The sequence below is a fragment of the Burkholderia pyrrocinia genome (genome assembly GCF_001028665.1).
Taxonomy (GTDB): domain Bacteria; phylum Pseudomonadota; class Gammaproteobacteria; order Burkholderiales; family Burkholderiaceae; genus Burkholderia; species Burkholderia pyrrocinia.
Map to the genome: position 1 here is coordinate 2,355,956 of NZ_CP011504.1, position 17,327 is coordinate 2,373,282.

Annotated in this window: 11 protein-coding genes; 10 read left to right on the forward strand and 1 reads right to left on the reverse strand. The window is 65.8% G+C overall.

What is annotated here, in order from left to right:
* Positions 1-53 precede the first annotated feature (53 nt).
* The 9 genes from ABD05_RS26695 (at position 54) to ABD05_RS26735 (ending at position 14,779) form a co-directional block, all read left to right on the forward strand.
* On the forward strand, positions 54-524 hold the full coding sequence (locus ABD05_RS26695; RefSeq protein ID WP_047902981.1) for a hypothetical protein: 471 nt from the start codon (positions 54-56) through the stop codon (positions 522-524).
* The gene (locus ABD05_RS39040) at positions 448-3,396 is read left to right on the forward strand and encodes a bifunctional glycoside hydrolase/polysaccharide deacetylase family protein (RefSeq protein ID WP_420796363.1); all 2,949 of its coding nucleotides are present in this window, start codon (positions 448-450) and stop codon (positions 3,394-3,396) included. Before ABD05_RS26695 ends, ABD05_RS39040 begins: the two co-directional genes overlap by 77 nt.
* Positions 3,299-7,519, forward strand: coding sequence for a tetratricopeptide repeat protein (locus ABD05_RS26705; RefSeq protein WP_238594189.1), 4,221 nt, complete (start codon positions 3,299-3,301; stop codon positions 7,517-7,519). The genes ABD05_RS39040 and ABD05_RS26705 overlap by 98 nt, the downstream gene beginning before the upstream one ends.
* 171 nt (positions 7,520-7,690) lie before the next feature.
* Positions 7,691-8,188: a penicillin-binding protein activator LpoB gene (locus ABD05_RS26710; protein ID WP_080287820.1), complete on the forward strand. Its 498-nt coding sequence runs from the start codon at positions 7,691-7,693 to the stop codon at positions 8,186-8,188.
* Between the two features lie 34 nt (positions 8,189-8,222).
* Positions 8,223-9,683, forward strand: coding sequence for a PelD GGDEF domain-containing protein (locus ABD05_RS26715; protein WP_047902983.1), 1,461 nt, complete (start codon positions 8,223-8,225; stop codon positions 9,681-9,683).
* Positions 9,684-9,747: 64 nt separating this feature from the next.
* Entirely contained in the window at positions 9,748-10,782 is a 1,035-nt protein-coding gene (locus ABD05_RS26720; RefSeq protein WP_053060002.1) for a tetratricopeptide repeat protein, read from the forward strand.
* On the forward strand, positions 10,779-12,425 hold the full coding sequence (pelF, locus tag ABD05_RS26725) for a GT4 family glycosyltransferase PelF (protein ID WP_047902984.1): 1,647 nt from the start codon (positions 10,779-10,781) through the stop codon (positions 12,423-12,425). The genes ABD05_RS26720 and pelF overlap by 4 nt, the downstream gene beginning before the upstream one ends.
* Positions 12,425-13,798, forward strand: coding sequence for an exopolysaccharide Pel transporter PelG (pelG, locus tag ABD05_RS26730; protein ID WP_047902985.1), 1,374 nt, complete (start codon positions 12,425-12,427; stop codon positions 13,796-13,798). Before pelF ends, pelG begins: the two co-directional genes overlap by 1 nt.
* A gap of 45 nt (positions 13,799-13,843) precedes the next feature.
* Positions 13,844-14,779, forward strand: coding sequence for an endo alpha-1,4 polygalactosaminidase (locus ABD05_RS26735; RefSeq protein ID WP_238594128.1), 936 nt, complete (start codon positions 13,844-13,846; stop codon positions 14,777-14,779).
* Here the strand turns inward: ABD05_RS26735 and ABD05_RS26740 are convergent.
* The gene (locus ABD05_RS26740) at positions 14,741-15,157 is read right to left on the reverse strand and encodes a hypothetical protein (RefSeq protein WP_047902986.1); all 417 of its coding nucleotides are present in this window, start codon (positions 15,155-15,157) and stop codon (positions 14,741-14,743) included. The two genes, ABD05_RS26735 and ABD05_RS26740, sit on opposite strands and share 39 nt — an antisense overlap.
* Positions 15,158-15,674: 517 nt before the next feature.
* Here ABD05_RS26740 and ABD05_RS26745 point away from each other — a divergent pair.
* Positions 15,675-17,243, forward strand: a complete 1,569-nt coding sequence (locus ABD05_RS26745; RefSeq protein WP_047902987.1) for a methyl-accepting chemotaxis protein — start codon at positions 15,675-15,677, stop codon at positions 17,241-17,243.
* The last annotated feature ends 84 nt before the right edge of the window (positions 17,244-17,327 follow it).

The window sequence follows — 17,327 nt, forward strand, 5'->3', positions numbered from 1 at the left end:
TATCAATGAGCATGGTAATTTAAAAAAGAAGAACAAACGGGGAAATAATAAGTATGGCCAAGTCGGAAAAAGCATCCGGGTTGATGCTTGTCGCTAGTTTCATCGGCTCTTCCGCGATCAATGGCTGCAATGCGCTGCGCTTGCAGCCATTTGCGGTGCGGGTCTTGTGTGTGCTGGCAATCACGTGCTGTTTTTTCGTCGCCTATCGAGGCGAAGTGGTGCCGTCCGGGGCGCAGGCCGAGAGAGCGGATTGCTTCGAATATTGCTCGGATATACACGGCATGGGCGCACTTCAAGCCGCCCTCGTACTGGCTGCCGACAAGGCCGCCGGTTTCAGAATCGCCACGCGCTTGCAGATGCCGCGTATCACGGACGCGGGCCCTCGCAGGCATGGGCGTCGGCAAACGATGAGTGCGCAAACGACCTCCACTTCATCGTGGTTGCTGCATGCACGTGCTCCGATGGAGCGCGACGGCCGCGTGCAGATGGACGGACGTCTGTCGACTTTCGACACCATCCGCTAGGTCTTACCTGTGCTGTGCCGGGGCGGCGTGTGCCGGCATTGCTTTACGTCCGGAACGACACGAATTGAATCACCCACCCAGAGCAAGCGCGGCCTCCGTGCTTGCCGTCCGCGGCAGCGTGGCCGCGATCTTGTGCAGCGCGGCGCTTGCGTTCGTTTCGCTGCACGTCATGGCGGCCGATACCCCGGCAGTTCCATCCTCGTCGGGCGCACTACGTGCGAACGTCGCGTTTTTCGACGGCGCGCAGCCGCCCGAGGCGTTGCTGCAAGCGTTCGACGCGGTGGTGCTCGATCCGGCCCGAGGCTTCGATCCGGCAACGCACCCGCTCGCGCACACCGTTTGGATCGCGCACGTACCGCATGACGCGTCGGGCTCGGCCCTTGGGCCGGCTGCGTTTGTCTCGCAGCGCATCGAGCCGCTGTGGGCGCGCGGTTATCGCGGCTTCCTGCTCGACACGCCGGAGGCGATCGCATCGAGTGAGGCAATTCATGCAGCCTATCCTGACGCGCGGCTGATCGTCGGCGGCCACGATGCGCTGCGTGCGGCGCAATCGCATGCGAATGTGCTTTACGCGGTACTCGGTCCGCCGCTGGTACGCGGTTTCATGGACGGCGACGATATGGGTACGGTACGCGACGTCGCCGCTGCAGACCGTGCCGCACGCGTCGACGCGGCGCGGATTTTCATGCGTGAGACGCACGTGCCGGTGTTGTCGATCGAGATCTGCGAGCGCACCGACCGTGCATGTGCACGCGCGACGGCCGCGCAGGTCGTCGCGACCGGCGTGACGCCGTACGTGACGGACGCCGGCCGTGACGTCGTCGGCATCGGTGCGATCGAAGTGCTGCCTCGCAAGGTGCTGATCGTGCAGAACCGCGACGCCGATACGCCGGTGGACGAAACGCGCGGCGTGCGCGACCTCGCGATGCCGCTCAATTATCTCAGCTACGACGTCGAATACGCGGATCTCGACGCGCCGCTGCCGGCCGATATCACACCGGACCGTTACGCGGGCGTCGTCGCCTGGATCGAAGGCGCGGAGCCCGCCGACCCGGCGAGATGGCGGCGCTGGATCGATGCGCGCATCGCGGATCACGTGCCGGTCGCCTTCATGGGACAGTTCGGTTTCGACGCCGCGCAGGAAGAGGGCGCGGCGCTCGATCTGCAGCCGGTGCCTGGCCCGTTCACGGCGCCGCTCAGCGTCGTGACGCGCGATCCGATGATGCACTTCGAGATCGATCCGAGGCCGGATGCGCGCGATCTCGTCGGGATGCGGGTCGGCTCGCGCAGCCGCGTGCTGTTGCGGCTCGCGGCGGCCGGCACGAACATCGACGCGGCCGCGATCACGCCGTGGGGCGGCTATACGCTGAGTCCGTACACGGTCGTTTCGCTGAACGGCATCGGGCAGACGCGTTGGGCGATCCAGCCGATCTCGTTCGTGACCGACGCGCTGCGTCTCGTGCGGATGCCGTCGCCGAGCGTCACGACGGAGAACGGCCGCCGCCTGTTCATGACGCACGTCGACGGCGACGGCTATGCGTCGCGCGCGGAATTCCCCGGTGCCGATTATTCGGGAGACGCACTCTATCGACGTATCTTCACGCGCTACAAAGTGCCGATGACTTTGTCGGTCATCGAAGGCGAAGTGGGGCCGACAGGCCTGTATCCGAAACTGTCGCCGCGCCTCGAGGCGCTCGCGCGGCAGATGTTCGCGCTGCCGTGGGTGCAGATCGGTTCGCACACCTACTCGCATCCGTTCCAGATGGCCGACCTCGATGCGACGACGGGCGCGCGCGTCGACCACCGGAACAACGTCGAGCGCGGCAACGGCGGCGATACGGCGTTCTCGCTGGATATCCCGGGCTACACGTTCGATCTCGACCGCGAGATCGCCGGCTCGATCGCCTACATCGATTCGCGTCTCGCGCCGCCGGGGAAGCGTACCGAAGTGTTGCAATGGCCGGGCGACTGCGAGCCGCCCGCGATCGCCGTGCGCAAGGCCTATGCGGCCGGCGTGCAGAACATCAACGGCGGCGACACGATCATCCGCAAGTCGGTGAACAGCTGGACCCATATCGCGCCGCTCGGCATCGACAAAGGGCCGGGGGCGTACCAGGTATACGCGCCGGACCAGGACGAGAACGTTTACACGAACGACTGGCAGGGCCCGTTTTATGGTTTCACGCAGGTACTCGAAACCTACGACATGACGGAGCATCCGTATCGCTTCAAACCGATCGACGTGTACTACCACATGTACAGCGGCACGAAGATCGCGTCGCTGCGCGCGCTGGATCAGATCTACTCGACCGTGCTGACGCAGCCGGTGCTGCCCGTCTACATCACCGATTACACGCACAAGGTGCTGGACTGGCGCGATTTCGCGGTCGCGCGTGAAATGGCCGGCGGCGCATGGGTCGTGCGCGGCAACGGCGACGTGCGCGAGTTGCACTGGCCGCGCAACGACGTGCCGGACCTGCGTGCATCGCAGGGCGTGACAGGTTATGCGCCCGGCCCGGACGGCCTCTATATCCATATTGCCGACGGCGCCGCACGTGTCGTGTTCGAGCGCGACACGGAGAGCGGACTGCGCGGCGGAGTGCAATCGCATGGCCCGGGCGGGACACCGTACATCGCGCAAGCGAACGGATTCGTCCGGAACTTCCACCGTACCGCCGGCGGGATGTCGTTCGAGTTCGGCGGCTACTACCAGCCGTTCGTCGAGCTTGCTGACGCGCAGCGCTGCCGTGTGCGCATCGCGGGCCGACCGATCGATGCACGGCGCGACGGAACGGCTCTCCGTTTCGAAACGGCGGCCGACGTCCGTCAGCCGATGCGCTACCAGCCGGTCGAGATTGCGTGTGACCGGTAATCGCCCGCGTATCGCGCCGCCATGGCTCGTGCTGGTGCTGGCAGGCGTCGTGCTGCTGGCTGGCTATGCGGTTGCACCTCATGACGGGCTGCGTGAGCGGATGGCCGCGGTGGGCGGCCCGAGCGATCTGAGCGCGGCGTATCTCGAAGCATGGCTGAAAGTGCGGCCGCGCGACGAAGCGCTACTGGCGATGCTCGGTGAGCAATATGTGTCGCTGGGCCGGCTCGCGGATGCGGGGCGGGTCGTTCAACGGATGGACGAGGCGGCTTCCCCGCCCCTGCGGCAGGCCGCGATGAAGCTGCAGCTCGCGATCGCGCAGCAACGCACGAACGAGATGCAGGCCGACGATCCGCGCCGTTCCGTTGCGCTTGCCGCACTGCGCCGGCAGATTTCCGACGCTGCCGCGCTCGACTGGTCCGATCGCGATCTCGAATGGTTCGCGCAATCCGCGGCATCGGTCGGTGCCCCCGCGCTCGCGCTGCGGTTCTATGTGCGCCTCGCACGGCGCGACACCGCACATCGCGACAAGTGGGACGGATACGTGTCGCGCTACGCGTTGCAGATCGGCGACTACCAGGAGGCGGCCGACAGCTGGTTCCGGCGTCAGCGGAACGCGACGACGCTCGGCGCGCAGCGACGCTGCTTCATCGCCGGCATTCGTGTGCTGCAGGCCGGCAATCTGACCGCCGATGCAATCGCGGTTGCGCAGCGCCAGAACGACGCGTTCATCGACGATCAGCCGACGCTCGTCGCGTTGCTCGATCTCGCACGGGCGGCGCAGCGGCCGGACCTGATCGAGCGGTATGCGGAGGCGTTGGCGCGGCGCGCGGGGATCGGCGGGATTGCCTATCGGAGCAGGCGCGCGGAGCGCGTGCTCGCCATGCCGGCGGTTCACCGGTCGGGTTCGACGCAGCAGGCGTACGCGTATCTGGACGGTCCGATGGTCTGGGGTAGCGCACGTCGCGGTCGCGTCGCGCGGCAGCTCCGGGCAGGCCATGACGGCCATGGCCCGTTCATCGATGCGGCGCAAGCGCAAGTCACCGCACAGACGCAACCGCGGGCGCACATCGTGAAGGTCGCGCTGCAACGGCGCGACGCAATGATGCGCTTCGTCGACGCGACGCAGGTATCGAATCATGCGGGAGCTGTGCAACTTCCGTCGCCGCCGGCTGCCGATGGGGCGGACATTGCCGATCTTCTCTATCAGTCGTTCCTGGAGTCCGCCGATCCCGCCAATGCGGAGAAGGTCGCGCTCGCGCAGCTCGCCAAGGACCCGCATTCGGCGCTGTGGCGCAAGCGCCTTGCACAGGTGGCCGAATGGAACGGGGCGTCGCAGCTCGCGCTGAAGTCGTGGCTCGACTATGCGCGACAAACGGGCGACCCCGTCGGCTGGCGGAACGTTCGGCGCATCGCCCCGATGCTGGACGACGACGACGCCTACCTGGCCGCTTTGCTGTACGCGGCACGGGCGACGCCCGACGATCTCAAGCTCGTCGATTCCGTCACCGCAACGTATGAGCGTCTCGGGCGGCCGGACGACGCGATCGCGTTCCTCGACGGTCTGCCGCACGGCCGTGAAGCGAACGCGCTCGACGAACGCGCCGGTGCGCTCGCGGAACGTGCCGGCCACGATGACGAGGCACTCGCGATCTACCGTCGGTTGCAACGGCGCGAGCCGCGCAATCCGCGCTACGCGCTGCACACCGCCAATGTGCTGTATCGCGACGGTGACTACGCGGGCGCACTCGATGCAATGACGAATGCGAGCCGTTACGCGCAGGACGGCGAAGTGGCGTTCTGGCGCAACTACGGCGAACTCGCGCGCCTGCTGCAACGTGACGACGCGGCGCACGACGCGTATCGTCATCTGCTGGCGAGCGATGCGGCAACGCCCGACGATCTGGCCGACATGTCGTACTTCTACGATGCGTACCCGATCGACGCCGGCCGCATCTCGGTGCTGCACTACCGGCGCGACCATACCGTGCGCGCGCTGCAGCAGGCGGTGTACTACTACACCGCAGCCGGCGCGATGGAACGCATCGACGCGCTGCTCGCGAGCCTCACGCCGCAGGAGCGCGAGGCAGCCGAGGCGTCGCCGGGTTTTCTCGGCGTACGCGCCGAGTACGAGCGGCAAGCGGGCCGTCCGCTCGATGCGTTGCACGATCTGCAGCGTGCGGTCGATCTGCCGGGCGCATCGGTGGATCTGAATGCGGCGCTATTGTGGACGCTGATCGATTACGGCACGGATGCCGAGTTGCATGCGGCGCTCATGCGCTGGCGCGACAAGGCTTCGGCTGACGCGCCGCTGTGGGGACCGTACGCCGCGGCCGAACTCCGTCTGAACCGGCCCGTCGATGCGCTCGAATATCTGCGCCGTCAGGCCGTGATGATGTCGCACGATCCGCTGTGGCTGCTCACGTACGCCGATGCGCAGGAAATGGCAGGACGTCCGGATCTCGCGTGGTCGATTCGTCGCAAGGTGTGGCTGCAGATCGGCGCATTCGGCCGGAAGCAGGCCTGGCAGACGCCGCGGGAACGGGATGCACGGTCCTCGCCGCCGCGACGGACGACGCAGGAGCGGCAAGCCTCGCAACCCATCCAACGCGGTGTTCCGGCACGTACGTCGCAGGACATCGAGACGCACCTGGAGCTGCGCAGCCGCGGCGTCGATCTGGCTGCGCAATATTCGACTGCCGACCACGCGGTCGCGCTGCTCGACGAACTGCTGAAGGACGGCTCGGCGACTGCCGATTTCATCAGCGAACGCCGTACCTTGCTCGGCGATGCACGCGGTCTTTCGCCGCTCGAATCGTCGGCGCGGGGCAGCACGAAATCGACACAGGACATGCTGGAAAAAGACCGCCGTGCGTACGTCGCGGTCGCGCAGGAGGTAGCGATTAGCTGGGCGCTGTCGCACGAGGCGAATCCGCTTGCGAAGCGGTGGCTCGCGTTGCAGGCGGCGAACCTGTTCGCGCGGCCGGCGTCCGCGCAATTGACCGTCGCGCTAGCCGACGGCGACATCGGGACGATGGAACGTCTGCTCGATCAGGGCGTGCACCTGCCGCGCTACGACCGTATCGATGCGGCCGAAGCCGTCGACCGGCCGGCGCAAGCACAAACGCTCGCGTTCGATGGCCTCGATGGCGCGCCCGACGACAGCGAAATGCATCGGCGTTTCGTCGAAACCGCGCTCGCGTGGCCGCAGTCGCTCGACGCGAGCATGACGACCTACGCCGAACGTCCGCTCGATTACAGCGAGCAGACGATCGCGGCAAGCCGCAAGATCGCCGGGCATTACCTGATCGGCATGACCGCCACGCTGGACCTCCAGCGATCGACGGACGCGTCGCAACTGGTCAACGTGCCGTCGGCGGACCGCTCGCTGGTGGTCCATGCCCGTCGGCAGACGCGTGACGATGCGTTCACGGTGAGTGCGGGCCGCCGAGAAGGACTCGACACCTTCTATACGATCGGACTCGGCGCGGAATTCGGACGCAACGGACCGCTGCGGTTCGGCATACGTGCGGGTCGCGATCAGGTCGCCGACGAGCTGCCGGCGTTGCGCATCGGCGGGATGAAGGACAACCTGATCGCCGATGGAAACTGGCAGGCGAACGAATGCGTGACGGTGTCCGGCAGTGTCGAGATGGACCGCTTCTACAGCCAGGCGCGCACCTATCTCGGTAGCGGCGTGCTGTCGACCGCGCAGGTGAGCTACCGAATTCGTACGGCGTACCCGGACTATACGATCCGCGTCGTCGGCACGCACGGTGCTTACGGTGCGGGGGGGCGGGCGGACACGCTGATTTCGTCGCTTCTGCCTGCCGCGAGCCGGTCGGCCTCCGCAGGAAACTTCATGCCGGCCACGTACACGCAATACGGATTGTTCGCGGGGTTCGGGACCGATCTGCGCGAACGGTACACGCATCGGTGGCGGCCATTTCTCGAGGTCGGCGTCGTGCACGATTCGATTCAGGGCGGCGGAGCGGCCATCGATGCCGGCATGGCGGGTTCGGTGTTCGGCGGGGACCACGCGGCATTGTTCATCCAGCACCAGCGTGTATCACGCCTCGGTACGCCTGTGACGGTGGTCGGCGCGCAATACCGCTGGTTTTATTGATTCCGGTTTCCGTCGTTGCGCGGCGCGAACCGAACGACGCACACGATGATGCATACAACGAAGTGAGTAGGGAGTGGTTCGATGAACGAGATGAACGAAGCGGCTGTACGGTCCGGATGGTTGCGCTGCGCGGAGGCAGCCCGGCTCGTCCGTTGGGGCGCGGCGATCGCGATGTCGGCGGCGGTGCTCGCGGGCTGCGGCTCGATGCGCCAGACTGCGGCGCCGACGCTCGCGGCCAGCGATGCGGTGGCGATCGCGCCGATTGCGAACTTCACCGAAACGCCCGCGGCGGGCGGGAGCGCCGCGGCGCTCGCGGCGACCGTGTTGCGCGCGAACGGGCTGGCCGACGTGCGTCTCGCGCCGGCCGACGGAGACGGCAACGCGATGTTCGACACCGCGCAGCGCGACACGGGCGAGCGTCGGCTCGCGTGGGCGCGCGAGCATCACGTGAAGTACGTGCTGGCCGGCGCCGTCGAGGAGTGGCGCTACAAGGTGGGCGTCGACGGCGAGCCGGTCGCCGGCCTGACCTTCGAACTCGTCGACGTCGAGTCGGGCCGGGTCGTCTGGAGCGCCGCGGGTACGCGCAGCGGCTGGAGCCGTTCGAGCCTGTCGAGCGTCGCGAATGCGCTGGTCGGCCGCCTGCTCGCGCCGTTGCGTCCGCGCTCGTGATGCGTGCTCGACACGACTGCACCGGAAGACGACCATGAGCTCCGCGAACGCTACCGATAACCCTCACGGCGGGAGCGGCCGTGCATCGGCGTCGCCTCGATCGCGCCAGACGAATCCGTTCGGGCACCTGAGTAGGATACGCCGTCTCGTCGCGCCGGCCGCTGCGCGGCCGATTTCGGTCGTGGAAACGATCGTGTTCATGCTGATCGTGCTCGCGCTTGCGTGGCACTTCGACCGGAGCGATCCGCTGCTGCTGCATGCGGATTTTCCGTGGCTGTGGTTCGGCCCGCTCATCGTCGCGCTGCGTTACGGGACGCTGCTCGGGTTGCTCGCGAACGCGTTGATGATCGGCGCATGGCAATGCGTCGCCCACCTGCATCCTGCCGCGGCCGGCGAAGTGTGGCCGCTGCAGCGCTTCGCCGGCGGCTTGCTGCAGACGATCGTCGTCGGCCATTTCGGCGACACGTGGGGCGCTCGCGCAACTCGGGCGAACGCGCTCAACGACTATCTGAACGACCGGCTCGTCGCGATCACGAAGAGCCACTACCTGATGCGTCTGTCGCACGAGCGGCTGGAAAAGGATTTGCTGTCGAAGCCGACCACGCTGCGGGATTCGATCACCGAACTGCGCCGTCTGTCGCTCGCGCACGGATTCGATGCGCCTCCGCAGGGTGTGGCGAGCACGGTGCGGCTACCCGGTGCGCACGCGCTGCTCGAATTCGTCGCGCAGGCATGTCAGATCGAGGTGGCGGCGCTGTATCCGGTCGAAGGCGCGACGCAGTCGCCCAGAATCGTGTGCGACCCGGTTGCGCGGCTCGGCGATGCATTCGATTTCGATCCGCGCGACGGCCTCGTGGCCCGCACGCTCGAGACGAAATGCATCGCCCATCCGAAGAGCGGCGGCGACGTGGCACCGAATACGGCGCTGCTGGTCGCCGCGCCGGTCGTGTGCGCCGACGGTCGCCTGATCGCGTTGCTCGCGATCAAGCGCATGCCGTTTCTGTCGCTGAACTTCGATAATCTGCAACTGCTGCTGGTGCTGCTCGGCTTTTACGCGGACGGCGTCGAGCATGCGGCGTGCGTGCGCGACGTGGTGGCGGCAGTACCGGCATGCCCGTACGAATTCGCGCTCGACATCGCGCGTCTGACGCGCCTGCAGCGCGAGTCGGGGATCGCGTCGTCGCTGGTCGCGCTCGTGTTCCAGCACGACGAGGCGGACGATTCGCTGTTCGAGCACGTGATGCGCGGGCGCCGTTCGCTCGATCTCATATGGCCGCTGAAGACGCCGACGCAATCGGTGCTCGTGAACCTGATGCCGGCGACCGATACGGCCGGCATCGACGGTTATCTCGCGCGCATCGAGGCGAGCTTCGCGGCGCAGTTCGGTCTCGATCTCGAAGGCGCGCGGATCGGCGTGCATACGCTGCATCTGGGCAGCCTCGAACCGGGGGCGGCATTGCAGCGCCTGCTGAAGGGATGCGGCGTTCATGTCTAGGCCGCGATCCGGTTCGCGGGCGCCCGGTCTCGAGCGGCGCGCGTTGCGCGTGCCGCCGGCGTCGATGCTGGCCGCACTCGCGTCGTGCGTCGGCATTGCGATCGTCGCGGCACTGCAGTATGCCGTGCTCGTGCAGTTCGGCGGGTCCGCCCAGGTGGGGGCGGCGATGACCGTCCTGGCACCGTCGGTTGACCCCCTGTGGACCGTGTTCGGGGCGATGGTGGCAGGCGGCGCGGCGCAGGCGGTGCTGTACCGGCAGTTGCTGCCGCAACGTTACCGAACCCAACGCAACGGGACGCTCGCGGCGCTCTGGCTCGCCTGTACGTTCGTGCCTGTCGGCGGCGGCCTCGTCGTGCTGGCCAGCTGTGCGTGGGCGGCTTGCTGGCCCGCGAAGCAGGGCGACGACGCATACGCCGACGTGCCTTTGCCCGAGTTCGTCACCTATCTCGTGTCGCGCGTCTCGCACGGCGGCGGTGCGCGTCTGCAGGCGCGTCTCGTGAATACGCGGGTGGCCGCGTCGGATCGGCTCTCCGCGCTGGTTGCGATCCAGAGCATGCCGACGCGCACGACCGGCACGCTGCTGCGCGATCTGCTCGCCGATCCTCTCGAAGACGTGCGGCTCATCGCATACGGCACGCTCGACCGCGCCGAGAACGAGATCGCGCAGAACATCTTCCGTGCGCAGCAGACGCTCGATGCCGCCGCCGACGATGCAACGCGCCAGGCGAATCATCGCCGGCTTGCCGAGCTGTACTTCGAGCTGGTCTATCAGAATCTCGTGCTCGGTGCGGTGCACGGGCACACGCGCGAACAGGCCGACCGCCACGCGCAGGCCGCGCTCGCGATCGACGCAGGCGACGCGGCGATGTGGCTCGTTCGCGGCCGCCTCGCACTCGCGACCGGCGACGCAGACGCGGCCGTGCAATACATGAGCCGTGCGCTCGAATGGGGCTTTCCGCGCGAGCGTCTCGTGCCGTGGCTTGCCGAGGCTGCATTCCTGCGTGGCGAGTATCCGCGCACGGCCGAACTGCTCGCGTCGCTCGGCAACGCGGCCGCGCTGCCCGTTCTCAATCCCGTCGTTCGTTACTGGTCGTCATGAAACCGTCCATTCACCGCCGTGCCGGTCCGTCGACCGCGATCGACGTTTGCCTGCTGCTCGAGGGCACGTTCCCGTATGTGCGAGGCGGCGTATCGAGCTGGGTCAACGAGATGATTCGTGCCTACCCGCACAAGCACTTCGCGATCGTGTTCATCGGCAGCCGGGAAGACGACTATCATGGCGCCGCGTACGCATTGCCCGACAACGTCGTCCACTTCGAGTCCCATTATCTGTATGGCGACGTGCCCGCCGATACGGGCAGCGCACGGGAGATTCCCGGCGACGCCGAAGCGTTCAGGCGTTCGGCTGCGCTGCACGATGCGTGGCGCGGGCGGGATGCGGACGGCGTCGTGGCGAATCCGGCTGCGCTGATGGCTGACCTGGTCCAACTGATCGACGACGACGGGCCGCTGAACGAGCGGCAGTTTTCCGCCAGCCGCGCGGCGTGGGACTTCATCGTCGAGCGTTATCGCCGCTACTGCACCGACCCGTCCTTCACCGACTACTTCTGGACGGTACGGATCATGCACAAGCCGCTGTGGCAGCTTGCGCGGATCGCACGCGGACTGCCGCCGGCGCGCGTCTATCACACCGTATCGACGGGTTATGCGGGCTTTCTCGGTGCGCTGTTGCATTACCGCACGGGCCGGCCGCTACTCGTTTCCGAGCACGGTATCTATACCAAGGAACGCAAGATCGATCTGCTGCAAAGCGAGTGGATCCGCGACAACCGGGGTGCGTTCGAGCGGGACGTATCGGCGATCAGCTATTTTCGCGCGCTGTGGGTGCGTTTCTTCGAAGCACTCGGCAAGCTCGCCTACGACGCGGCCGACGAGATCGTCGCGCTCTACGAGGCCAATCGGCACCGTCAGATCGCCGACGGCGCCGATGCCGCCCGGACGCGCAACATTCCGAACGGCGTCGACGTGGACGGCTTCGCGCCGCTGCTGGACAAGCGGGACGGCGGCCCGCGCCGCGTCGTCGCGCTGATCGGCCGCGTGGTGCCGATCAAGGACATCAAGACGTTCGTCCGCGCGATGTTCATCGCATCGCGGACGATGCCGGAAATCGAAGGCTGGATCGTCGGGCCGGAAGAAGAGGATCCCGCGTACGCGCTGGAATGCCGGGCGCTCGCGCAGAGCCTCGGGCTCGCGACGACGGTGCGCTTTCTCGGCTTCCAGCGGATGCACGACATTTTGCCGAAAGTCGACGTGATCGCGCTGACCTCGATCAGCGAGGCGCTCCCGCTCGTCGTGCTCGAAGGCTTCGCGGCCGGCGTGCCGTCGATTACCACGGACGTCGGGTCGTGCCGGCAACTGATCGAAGGGCTCGGAGAGGACGACCGCGCGTTCGGGCCCGCCGGCGCGGTCGTGCCGATCGCGAATCCGGCCGCGTTCGCGCAGGCGGCGCTCGACCTGCTCGGCGACGCGCAGCGCTGGCAGGCCGCGCAGCAAGCCGGCCTCTCCCGCGTCCGACGCTTCTACACGCGTGCACAGATGATCGACCGGTATCGGGCGTTGTACGATGCGCTCGCGATCGCCCCCGACCGGATGCGCCGCGGGCGGCCGTTCGAAGCCGGCTGCCCGGTGCACCATGCAGGTGCGGGCGTGGTTGCATCCGGCTCGCGCAAGGAGGGCCGCTGATGGCCGGCATCGGCTTCGAGTTGCGCAAGATCCTGCGGCAACAGACGCTCTTCGGCGTCGCACGCGCATACGCATATGCGGGGCTGATCAGCTCCGGGCCGCTGATTCTGTCGATATTCGGAATTCTGATCATCGGCGTGATGAGCGTCGCATTCGTGATACCCAAATATGCGATCGTCCAGTTTCAGGTGTCGGTGACTTACCTGATCGCGTGCAGTCTGATTCTGACCGGGCCGCTGCAATTGTCGTTCACGCGCTTCATCTCCGACCGGCTGTTCGAGAAGCGCGACGATCTCGTGCTGTCGAACTATAACGGTGTGGCGTTGATTGCCACGGCGGCATCGGGATGTGCAGGCTTCATCGCGGTGGCGTCGGGATTTCGCGGCGAGCCGCTGCTGTATCGGCTGCTGATGGTCGCGGGATTCGTCATCGTCAGCAATATCTGGATCGCGGTGATCTTTTTGTCCAGCGTGAAACAGTACCGGCAGATTCTTGCGGTATTTCTGGTCGGATACGGCTGCACGGTCGCGTTCGCGCTGATGCTGAACCGGCAGGGCATTTGCGGCCTGCTCGGCGGTTTCGTCGCCGGGCATCTCGTCTTGCTTACCGGGCTTTCGGGGTTGATCTACCGAAACTACCGCAGCGATCGCTTCGTCTCGTTCGAGATGCTCGACCGGCGCTTCGCGTATCCGACGCTCGCGCTTGTCGGACTGCTGTTCAATCTCGGCGTATGGCTCGACAAGTTCATGTTCTGGTATGCACCGGGCACGGGTGCGCAGGTGATCGGGCCGTTGCGTGCATCGGTGATCTACGACATACCCGTGTTCATCGCGTACGTTTGCGTGATGCCCGGGATGGCGACGTTCCTGGTACGCATCGAGGCGGACTTCGTCGAGTATTACGATGCGTTCTACGAAGCCGTGCGCAGCGGTGCGACGCTGCGGCACATCAACGACATGCGCGACATGATGGTCGGCAGCGTGCGCGCCGGGCTGTATGAAATCATCAAGGTGCAGGCCGCCGTGCTGGTGCTGATCGTCGCATTCGGTCACTGGCTGCTGGCGGCCCTGCATATCTCGACGCTGTACCTTCCGCTTCTGCTCGTCGACGTGATCGCCGCGAGTCTGCAGGTGCTGCTGCTGGGTTTGCTGAACGTATTCTTCTATCTCGACGCGCGCCGGCTGGTCGTGGCGCTGTCGACGGCGTTCGTCGCGCTCAACGGCGTGCTGACCGGTATCACGCTATGGATGACGCCGAATGCATACGGCTATGGCTTCGCGCTTGCGCTGCTCGTTCTCGATGTCGCGGCGGTCCTGCTGCTCGACCGCAAGTTCGGCCGCCTCGAATACGAAACCTATATGTTGCGTCATTGAGGAGATATGTTTTCATTCCGAATCCGTCGGTCGCACAGGCGGCCGATGATGGCGCTGGCGTCGGCCGCGGCTGCCATCGCAGTCGTCATCTTGGGTGCGCTGTGCGGGCGGGCAGGCTATGCGCAACCCGCACCGCCCGTATCGTCGCCTGACGCGTGCGATCCGGCCGATGCGATGCGTCCGCATTCCGTCGCGTTCTTCTACGGCAACGACGTGCCGGTTCGCCAGCTGGAGAAGTTCGATGTCGTTGTCGTCGAACCCGACAGCGGCTTCGATCCACGTGCGCAAGACGTGCAACGCCCCGCGTGGTTCGCCTATGTGAGCGTCGGCGAAGTCACGCAGGAGCGCGACTATGCGCGCAGGATGCCGAAACGGTGGTTGTTCGGGCGTAATACGACATGGGCGTCGGCGGTCGTCGATCAGTCGGCGCAGGGGTGGCCGTCGTTTTTCGTCGAACAGGTGATCGCGCCGCTGTGGGCGCGTGGGTACCGAGGCTTCTTTTTCGACACGCTGGATTCGTACCAGCTCGTCGCGAAGACGGAAGCGGCGCGCGCGAAGCAGGAGGCTGGCCTGGTCGCCGTGATCCACGCCGTGAAATCGCGCTATCCGACTGCGCAACTGATCCTGAACCGCGGCTTCGAGATCTTGCCGAAGGTGCATGACGCGATCGCCGCGGTTGCATTCGAATCGCTGTTCGGCAACTGGGATCAGCGCAACCGGCGTTACGGCGCCGTCCCCGCAGCGGATCGCGACTGGTTGCTCGCGCAAGCAAAGGCGATTGAAGCGCGCTATGCGCTACCGGTGGTCTCGATCGACTATTGCCCGCCGGAAGACGCGGCGTGCCGCGACACGATCGCCACGAAGATTCGCGCGACGGGTCTCATTCCGTACGTGACGGACGGAGCGTTGCGCACCGTCGGCACGGGCCCCGATGCGACGGCATCATGGCGATGCCGCGACGCGAGGTTGGGCGGAGATTGACGCATTCGGCCTACTGCTGTCGAGCGTATCTCGAGACAGCGCGTCGATTGCCGCAATGATCGAATTGAACAGCCCGGAGAGCTCGTCTGCGTGCACGCTGACGCGAGCAAGCATTTCTCGCTGCTCGGCGGTCGTCGCCTCTGCTTGCCAGCGCATGAACTGCTCGTCTTGAATCGGTAACGTTTTTCGTTGCCGGGCGTAGTAATGCCGGATTCGTCCAAGCATCGCGCCGTCCAGCACGTGCGGCTCCATTTTGTGCGTGGTCAGTTTGACCTGTATCCCACGCGCTTCGTCCAGTTGAGCGTCGAACAAATAAAGGAAGGTCGGCAAAAACTGGATCGGTCGCCATGCCGGCGCTTGTCGCGTGGTGTCGTTCATCGTTGGAAATCCGCCGGGATGACTGTTTTGTCGATCTGTGTCGAGAGTCCCCCACGCTGCGCGCGCCGGTATTGAGCCACTGGCTGGACATCGACCGCGCAATACATGCAATCGGTATGCCATCTGGTCCGCTGCGATCAGGCAAGGGTTGGCCGGCAGGGCTGAAACCCATGTGTCAACGGTTCGTGACACCGATGTATGGAAATCCGTACTCGTCGCGGTACGCGACGATGCGACCGCGCTGCCGGTTCCCGGTCCCCGTTTCCCCGGTGACGAGGGCGTCCTGCATTTTCATCGCGGCCGACGCGACGTTTTTCGCGGCAATCGATAAAAAGATAATACGCCCGTGATCGTTTGCGAGGACGGATAGTTACCTGAGGCGGAGGCGTGTCAGGGCAAGCCGACCGATATATTCGACCATCTCGCGAAAGGTTTCTTCAGGCGAGGAATGCATGAGTTACAGGAAGTTTGCCTGCGTGCCGACATAACGAACAACAACACACGGGGGGAAGCAAGCATGGGCTCCATGACAGTCGGCAGGAAGCTGGGCGTTGCATTCGGTATCGTCGTACTTATATCGTTGATCGGCAGCGCGATCTCGATCGTCAATTTTCTGAAGCTGAATCAGGCGAACGGCTGGAACGTTCATAGTTACCAGGTCTTGCGAGCGAACGACGACATGCTGACCAGCATGGTCAACATGGAGACGGGCGTGCGCGGCTACGTGGCCTCGGGGGATGACCGGTTTCTGGAGCCCTACAAGGCAGGCGTCAAGCAGTTCGCCGCGTCGCTCGATGTCGTTCGCGGCCTCACCGCGGACAACGCGGCGCAGCAGCGTCGTCTCGAGACACTGCGCGACATGCATGGGAAGGTGGCGGAGGTCGATGACAAGCTGATCGCGATGCGGCGTGACGTCAATGCCGGTACGCAGCCGGCCAACGTGCTGATCGACTACTTCAAGCAGGGCAACGACAAGCAGTTCATGGATCGCTATCGAGCCGTGGCCGCCGAACTGAACGAGGCCGAGCAGTCGCTGCTCGATCAGCGCTCAGGGGAAGTGGCTAGCTTGACTGCGTTGACCAAGTTGACGCTGGCGGCAGCAGGCGTCATCACCGTCGTCCTCTCGATCGTGCTGGGAACCGTCATCACGCGCGGAATCATGCGGTCGCTGGGGGGCGAGCCCGCCGACGCCGCGGTCGTGGCCGGGCGTATTGCCGAAGGCAATCTCGAAGCACCTGTGCCGGTCGCGCCGAACGATCGCGGCAGCCTGATGGCGTCGCTCGAATCGATGCGGCGGCAACTGAGCGGCATCGTGTCGGAAATCCAGTCGACCGCGGAATCGATCACGACTTCGGCTGGCGAAATCGCGCAAGGTAACCTGGATCTCTCGCAGCGAACGGAGGAGCAGGCGGCTTCGCTCGAGGAAACGGCGGCCAGCATGGAGCAGTTGACCGCGACGGTTCGTCAGAATACGGAAAACGCCCGGCAGGCGAATGCGCTCGCGGGCAGCGCGTGCGAGGTCGCGATGCGCGGCGGCGAAGTGGTGAACCAGGTGGTCGACTCCATGCGCGCCATTTCGAGCAGTTCGGGCAAGGTTGCCGAAATCATCACCGTGATCGAGGGGATTGCGTTCCAGACGAACATCCTCGCGCTGAATGCGGCAGTCGAGGCCGCGCGTGCGGGCGAGCAGGGGCGCGGATTTGCGGTGGTGGCCGGCGAAGTGCGCACGTTGGCGCAACGCAGCGCGAACGCGGCCAAGGAAGTCAAGGATCTCATCACGGGTTCGGTGGAAAGCGTGGCCCAAGGGTCGCAGCAGGTCGAACGCGCGGGCGCCACCATGTCGGAGATCGTGCAGTCCGTGCGGCGAGTGACCGACATCATGAATGAAATCGCATCGGCGTCGGACGAACAGGGAACGGGTATCGAGCAGGTCAACGTCGCCGTGGGCCAGATGGACTCGGTCACGCAGCAGAACGCGGCGCTCGTGGAGCAGGCATCGGCGGCCGCGCAGGCGATGGCGCAGCAGGCGACCACGCTGCGAGAGGTGGTCGGTGTATTCAGGATCGGTCGCGCGCTCGCGCACTGACGCCCCCCGAATCTCGGTGCTCCACTCGAAGTCGATGCGCGAGGCGCCGAGTCGCTCGCGTGGCGATGCTTTCGTGGATCGAGG